The organism is Lentibacillus persicus (assembly GCF_900112705.1).
GTDB lineage: Bacteria > Bacillota > Bacilli > Bacillales > Amphibacillaceae > Lentibacillus > Lentibacillus persicus.
The window spans coordinates 91771-98914 of the sequence record NZ_FOMR01000012.1 but is presented as its reverse complement, the minus strand read 5'-3'; the positions used below and the strand labels follow the sequence as shown (position 1 = coordinate 98914).

The 7144-nt window shown below is 42.8% G+C and carries 8 protein-coding genes and 1 rRNA gene; 2 read left to right on the top strand and 7 right to left on the bottom strand.

Translation table 11 applies throughout. The features are described 5' to 3' along the window. Nucleotides 1-219: ribosomal RNA gene (locus BMZ22_RS14505) — 16S ribosomal RNA — on the bottom strand; the annotation flags it as partial. A gap of 568 nt (nucleotides 220-787) precedes the next feature. Beyond that, the gene (locus BMZ22_RS14500; protein ID WP_090086891.1) at nucleotides 788-1663 is read right to left on the bottom strand and encodes a nucleotidyltransferase-like protein; all 876 of its coding nucleotides are present in this window, start codon (nucleotides 1661-1663) and stop codon (nucleotides 788-790) included. Between the two features lie 219 nt (nucleotides 1664-1882). Here BMZ22_RS14500 and BMZ22_RS14495 point away from each other — a divergent pair, with 219 nt between their 5' ends. Further along, on the top strand, nucleotides 1883-2275 hold the full coding sequence (locus tag BMZ22_RS14495) for a YgzB family protein (RefSeq protein WP_090086889.1): 393 nt from the start codon (nucleotides 1883-1885) through the stop codon (nucleotides 2273-2275). 109 nt (nucleotides 2276-2384) lie between these two features. Here the strand turns inward: BMZ22_RS14495 and perR are convergent, their stop codons facing one another. The 5 genes from perR to BMZ22_RS14470 form a co-directional block, all read right to left on the bottom strand. Then, nucleotides 2385-2834: a peroxide-responsive transcriptional repressor PerR gene (gene perR, locus BMZ22_RS14490; RefSeq protein WP_090086887.1), complete on the bottom strand. Its 450-nt coding sequence runs from the start codon at nucleotides 2832-2834 to the stop codon at nucleotides 2385-2387. A gap of 183 nt (nucleotides 2835-3017) precedes the next feature. Next, nucleotides 3018-3578 (bottom strand): cob(I)yrinic acid a,c-diamide adenosyltransferase, encoded by a 561-nt coding sequence (locus BMZ22_RS14485; RefSeq protein ID WP_090086885.1) that lies wholly within the window; start codon nucleotides 3576-3578, stop codon nucleotides 3018-3020. 1 nt (nucleotide 3579) lies between these two features. Further along, on the bottom strand, nucleotides 3580-4530 hold the full coding sequence (locus BMZ22_RS14480; protein ID WP_090086883.1) for a D-2-hydroxyacid dehydrogenase: 951 nt from the start codon (nucleotides 4528-4530) through the stop codon (nucleotides 3580-3582). Nucleotides 4531-4678: 148 nt separating this feature from the next. Continuing rightward, a complete protein-coding gene (gene bcp, locus BMZ22_RS14475) occupies nucleotides 4679-5119 on the bottom strand; it encodes a thioredoxin-dependent thiol peroxidase (RefSeq protein WP_090086881.1) in 441 nt (146 codons plus the stop codon). Between the two features lie 72 nt (nucleotides 5120-5191). Further along, the gene (locus tag BMZ22_RS14470) at nucleotides 5192-5710 is read right to left on the bottom strand and encodes a potassium channel family protein (RefSeq protein ID WP_342710634.1); all 519 of its coding nucleotides are present in this window, start codon (nucleotides 5708-5710) and stop codon (nucleotides 5192-5194) included. A gap of 52 nt (nucleotides 5711-5762) precedes the next feature. Between BMZ22_RS14470 and BMZ22_RS14465 the strand changes: the two genes are divergently transcribed. Then, nucleotides 5763-7067, top strand: a complete 1305-nt coding sequence (locus tag BMZ22_RS14465; protein WP_090086878.1) for a glutamate-1-semialdehyde 2,1-aminomutase — start codon at nucleotides 5763-5765, stop codon at nucleotides 7065-7067. Nucleotides 7068-7144 lie beyond the last annotated feature (77 nt).

The window sequence follows — 7144 nt, the reverse complement described above, 5'->3', positions numbered from 1 at the left end:
CTTGTGATTATGCAACCACGAGCATTATCCGGTATTAGCTCGCGTTTCCGCGAGTTATCCCAGTCTTACAGGCAGGTTGCCCACGTGTTACTCACCCGTCCGCCGCTCGTTCCACAGGGGTGCGCCCCGAAGGGCGACCCGCTGCTTCACGCGCTCGACTTGCATGTATTAGGCACGCCGCCAGCGTTCGTCCTGAGCCAAGATCAAACTCTCCAAAAAAGTTTGTGTGAGATTGACACCGATCAATCTCATACTTAGCTTCAAAAATTGATTCCAGGGGTTAAAAAGTTTGCGTCAAATCAGCTTAGCTGATTCGTCAACTTCTTACCTCTGACATCATTTATCATACTGGTTGTTTTGTTCAGTTTTCAAGGAGCAATCGGAATGCCGCCTTCGAAAAAGCGACTTTATTAATATATCATCTTCCCAACTAAAAGTCAATAACTTTTTGTTGTTTTTTGAAGAATGCGTTGCGCTGAAAAAGCAACGATATATAAAGTAACATGAAAACCTCTTACGATTCAAGAGGAATTTTTAATTTTTTGTCGTTCAATTCGATATGAATTTTTGCGACGGATATAAATGTACCATGCGTGAAAATGAAAGTCAATAATCATTTTAAAAAAATCAAAGCTTGTCGCTAGATGAGAATTTCATCCCTGCGAATGGCACGTCCTTTTAAATAAAACCTTCTTAAAGCTCCTTTATTTAAAAGTGACGTGCCGATAGATGTAAACAATCCGCCGGGCCCCTTCAACTTATGCTTTTAGTAAGAACAACTGCAAAACTAATTGCCTGAAGGGAACTGATACTTGCGCTTATACACATTTTCAGCTTCAGTTTCAAATTTCTCTGTTTCGACAATACCTTTTTCCGTCAAATAATTAAGCATCGAAGACAAGTCGAATTCATATGGTTTTACACTTGCCTGGTGCTTCAGCTCCTCGTATGACCAGGCACCATTTCGTTCACTCATAATATCCAATAAATGTTTGGCTGAGCTTTTTGCCCTTCGGCTGATGGCGAAATCCGCCGCCAGCATCATCAATTGCACGCGTTTCGACAAATCTTCTTTGCTTTCAACCAATTCCTCGTAAAGTCTGTTCACCTCTGGGTCAATCTTTTTAACTTGGTTCCATAACGTCACTTCAGGATAATACCCTTTTTCTATCACAGCCAGTCGTGCCAAATAATGAAGTGAATGGACCATTCGGGTAAAAGCATCTTTATACTGGCCGGTACTGTAGAGGTCCCGGACTTCCAAATAACTTTTCAGCAGCTTCCCGAATTCGACCGCTTTTCGCAAATCTCTTTTTTCAAGTGGGAAAGTTTTCAGTTTTTCCTTTAGTTGGCTTATATATTGATTCCTTTCAAAAATAACCTTTCCGTGCATAACCCACTCAATTGCTTTGCGGTACCCATTTGTATCGACCCATTCCAACAGCAATTGTTCGGTAACCGTGTGCATAACAACTGTTTTACCATTATATTCGTAATGTTTTTCTTGCCATTGTGTATAATCAGTCGTGACGATGATTAACAAAATCACATCAAAATTATCTGTTAGCGGACTGTCCGGTTTTTGCTTTTCAATTAAAATCGTCCCTAATGTACCAGGGTGATTCGTGCGTTCCTGATAAATCGGTTTGAGTAAATTTTCCATCTTGCTTATCCTCCATCATTTACATCATTATTGTATTATTCGCTGTCGATTTAGAAAATCCTTTTTCAGATTGAAAATTACTCCATATATCAATCAATAATCATACTATAGTACGTTCAAATAGTCAGGGTTTCCGGCGTATAGCGAGGCTGCATTTTTGCTTTCATGCATGGTAAAATGTGCTATACTGTCTCTGTAATACATCAAGGAGGACTTTTAATGGCAGATAAATTGGTTTATTCCAGTAAAATAAATAAGATACGCTCATTTGCACTGATTTTGATCTTTGTTGGTTTTGCCGTCATGTATGGAGGATTGTTGTCCAGAAACATTGAATGGCTGATGCTGACACTATTTTTATTTGGACTTTTGTTCATTATTTTAAGTTGTGTGGTGTATTTTTGGATCGGGATGCTTTCAACCAAAGCCGTGCCGATCATTTGCCCGAGCTGTGAAAAACCGACTAAGATGCTTGGCCGTGTCGATGCCTGCATGCATTGCAAACAGCCATTGACGCTTGATAAAGACCTTGAAGGCATGGAATTTGATGAGAAATACAATAAGCGAAAATACCGGAAAGAGGCAAAAGCCCAATCCAGCAAAAATGAGTAAGAACATAAAAAAACGCCAGCTGGTTTTATCAGTTGGCGTTTTTACATGGAAAGCGTGAAATTCTGGCCGTGCCTGATCCAACAAGAATCATTTCACACGACTCAAACGCTTAATGCTTTTGTGTTTCCAACGCTTTACAATCTTCACATGTACCATATATTTCCATCCGGTGATGCGAAACATCAAACCCTGTCACTTGCTCGGCCAGGTCTTCAACTTCATTCAGGACCGGGTAGTGAAAATCCTCAATTTTCCCGCATTCTTCACAAATAATATGGTAATGCTCACTTGAGTTATAATCAAAACGGCTTGATGAATCACCATACGTTAATTCCCGGACAAGACCAATTTGCCGCAGCACACGCAGATTATTGTAAACAGTGGCAACACTCATATTCGGAAATTTGCCTTCGAGTGCTTTGTATATGTCATCGGCTGTCGGGTGAATCATCGAGTTAAGTAGATACTCAAGTACCGCATGACGTTGTGGTGTTATGCGTACGCCCGAGTCTCTGAGTGTATCGATTGCTTCCTGCAATTTATGATCAGACACCGTCATGCACCCCGCTTTCAGTAATTTATCCATTCGAAATAATATTCTTATATTATAATTCTTATAATTAAAGTTTACTCGCTTTAACGCTATTCTGTCAATATAAGTATATTGTCAAGTTGTCTATATTATTAACTAAATATACAAAAATGAGCAGTTATCGTTTACAATAACCACTCATGCAATATATCAAACATCAGCTTTTAATGGTATTTCTTTTCCGCCGAGAGCCTGATTAACATACCTGGCTCCGATAAACAGGAAGTCAGAGAGGCGATTCAAATAAGTAATGACAAGCGGATTGACCTCTTCTTGCTCATTCAGTGCAATCGCAGTACGCTCGGCTCTTCTTGCAACGGTGCGGGCCATATGAAGCGAGCTTGATGCTGAATTCCCGGACGGCAAAATAAAGTTACGAAGCATTTCCAGACTCTTATCCCACTCATCCATCTGTGCTTCAAGTTCATCAATATGCTCTTTATTCAGCTTCCACGTGACTTCCTTGTCTTTTGGCGTGGCAAGTTCGGCACCTACATGGAACAAAATCGTTTGAGCACGGTGCATCGCTTCGAGGAACGCCTCCTTCTCTGCCCAATCGGTATTGTCAAGAAAACTGAGTGCCAGACCAATGACCGAGTTCGCTTCATCGCATGTACCGTATGCCTCTACGCGCAAGTCATTTTTAGGCACACGCTGTCCTGATATTAAAGAAGTTTGGCCTTTGTCACCTTTTCGCGTATAAATACGCATCTTAATACCCCCTGCTTAAGTCAATTTTGTTAACGTATTCTGTCCCGCTGTTTAAGTATGTTTGAAGGTTTTGCTCAAAAATCTCCAACGCCCGCTTATGATAATGCGGTGAAACACCGGACAAATGCGGTGTGATGGTAATGTTTTCCTCATCCCAGAATGGATGACCCTCCGGCAGCGGTTCCTCCTCAAATACATCCAGTACGGCGTGGGCGATTTGGTCGTCACGAACCGCTTTTAAAAGAACTTCTTCTTCTACTACATCACCGCGTCCCATATTCAAAAACACAGCATGACTCGGCATCTTCATAAAGTGCTCATAGGTGAAAAATTGCTTCGTTTCCGTTGTGCTCGGTAAAACAGATACGACAAAATCCACTTCCGGCAATAGTGTTGAGAATTCGCTGTGTTTAATTGTTTTATCAAAATTGTCGATCTGCTTGCCGCTTCGTGACACACCATATACAGTCATCCCAAACGCTTTTGCCAGGCGTGCCACTTCTTCCCCGATAGCACCGGTTCCTGCAATAAGCATTGTACTCCCGCTCATTTCACGCATCCTTACCGACTTGTCCCACTTATTTTCGCTTTCATTTGCAATAACCTGTTTTGCCTGACGTACAACTTGGAGCAGCATCGCAAAGGCATACTCTGCCATTGGAGTTTTATGAATACCACGTGCGTTTGTAACCAAAATGTTCCGTTTGCTTATTGCTTTAAACGGCATCTTGTCCAGCCCTGCCGAGATAACCATAATCCATTTCAGCCGGGAGGCCTCGTCAATCAAATCAGAATCCAGATCCTCGCCATAGGTTACGAGTATATCTGCCCTGCTTAAATCCTTTTTAGCCTCATCTATATTTTCACAAAAAATAAATTCACAGTCAGGATAGTTCGTACGTAGTCTTGTTCGATGTTTGTCTGCAATTTTTGCTGAAAAAAGGATAACCAATTTTACGCCCCCTTATAATCTTATTTTCTATCGTAACCGTTTTCGGCATAAAATTCCATCGTTTTATTGGATGATTAGAGAGACGCTTTGTGTTATATGGCAGTTTTAAAAAAAGCAGCCCATCCAAAGATGAACTGCTTTCTGTCAGTTAGCTGGCTTCACGCAAATAGCCGAGCGCTTCTTCCACATGCCCGTCCACTTTTACGTTGCGGAATTCTTTCTGAAGATTGCCATCCTTATCAATGATAAATGTAGAACGTTCAATGCCATCATTCCAAACACCATAATCCTCTGCAGCCTTGTGCTCCTCATCAGCCAGCAGCATAAATGGCAAATCATGCTTGTCAATAAACTTCTGGTGGCTTTCGACCGGATCAGGACTGACACCGATAATAACCGCATTCAGCTCACTGAATTTTTCCTTGTTATCCCGGAAATCACACGCTTCGTTCGTGCAGCCTGGTGTCATATCTTTTGGGTAGAAATACAGAACAACATTCTGACCTCTGTAATCTGAAAGGCTGACCTGCTCACCGTCCTGATTTTTTAACGTGAAATCTGGTGCTTGTTTGCCTACTTCAGCACGCATTGAAATCCCTCCATTATTGCTTGAGTAATATGCTCTGAAAACAAGAATGTCTTCAACACCTTGTTAGTCCTACTATAGCATACCACTATTCCTCTCTCTATTTTCCTGATTATTTTGGACAAGTTTTAACACAAAAGCAGCCGGCAGCGCATAGCCGATCAGAGCTTGTATAAGCGCAATCGCTCTCCCGATTCCAATTGGCGTAATATCACCGTATCCAATCGTCAACAACGTGACACCACTGAAATAAAACGAGTGAATCATTGAACCAAGCACACTGACTTCACGGAGCTCACCGCCTTCTACCAGTACAATACGGTTCATCGACAAGATAAAGTAAATAAGTCCGAAACCGAGAATAACGATCAGATAAATTAAGAGCAGCGTATAGAAAATTTCAGCAGAAAATTGACTTTCCTGCATACGCCTGCGAATTTTTCCACCACGGATAAAATCAACCAGGCTGCCTACAACAACAACAGTAACCTTTATTGCGACAATTAGTGATATCATATCCATAATGCCCTCCCTGTCTATCTCCATTCTATGCTCGGCCATTAAATGAATTGCCATATATTTTCCTTGCTGCATGGTATCGGGTATAATCACTGTTGGAATTTCTTATAAACTAGGAGGCTACTGAATGGATTTCTCAACATCAAACGTGTTATACGAGGAAGCGCTTAACCATATTGTCGGCGGTGTTAACTCTCCCTCCCGCGCGTATAAAGGGGTTGGCGGGGGCACACCAGTTTACATGGATCATGGAAAAGGGGCTTATTTCTGGGATGTCGATGGCAATCAATACATCGATTACCTCGGTGCTTACGGGCCAATCATCACCGGCCATGGCCACCCGCATATTGCTCAAGCAATCAGCAAGGCAGCAAACAACGGTGTTTTGTATGGCACGCCCACAAAACTTGAAAATCAATTTGCTGACATGTTAAAAACAGCTATTCCGTCACTTGAAAAGGTGCGATTTACAAATTCCGGAACCGAGGCTGTCATGACAACGGTCCGCGTGGCAAGAGCTTATACAGGCCGGAATAAAATTATCAAATTCTCCGGCAGCTATCATGGGCACTTTGATTCCGTACTCGTCGAAGCGGGGTCAGGCCCCGCAACATTAGGCACGCCCGATTCTGCAGGAATTCCGCAATCTGTTGCTGAAGATGTCATCACCGTCCCGTTTAATGACCTTGAAACCTTCCAGAAAGCCTTGGAGCAATGGGGAGACGATGTGGCTGCTGTCCTTGTCGAGCCAATCGTTGGCAATTTTGGCATCGTGAAACCGCATGATGGTTTTTTGGAACAGGTAAATGATATGGCGCATAATGCAGGCGCATTGGTGATTTACGATGAAGTGATCACAGCCTTCCGGTTCACATACGGAAGCGCTCAGCAAATTTATGGTGTCGAGCCGGACATGACCGCCATGGGCAAAATTATTGGCGGCGGGCTGCCAATCGGAGCATATGGCGGCCGGCAGGATATTATGGAACAAGTAGCCCCGCTCGGCCCCGCTTATCAAGCTGGAACAATGGCCGGAAATCCTGCTTCGATGGCTTCTGGTATAGCCTGCCTGGAGGTGCTCCAGGATGATGGCACGTATGAAAGATTGAACCGCCTCGGTGAGCGCCTCGAAAATGGCCTACTGACTAAAGCGTCAGAACATGATATCTCAATTTCTGTTAATCGTATGTGTGGTGCGCTTACTGTCTATTTTGGAATCAAACGCGTAACCAACTATGAGGAAGCCGAAGCAAGTGACGGGGATGCGTTCGCTTCGTTTTTCCACTTGATGCTTAATCGCGGGATTAACCTGGCACCATCCAAGTTCGAAGCATGGTTTTTAACCACTGAACATACTGAAGCTGATATTGATGAAACGATTGAAGCAGCAGGAGAAGCATTTGCCATTATGGCAGAAGACCGGAAAGAATAAATTTCATTTCTGCTTCATGCTATATAAAAAGACGAACGATTAAGAGAAGGGCGGCGGTACAAATATACCCTTTCAAT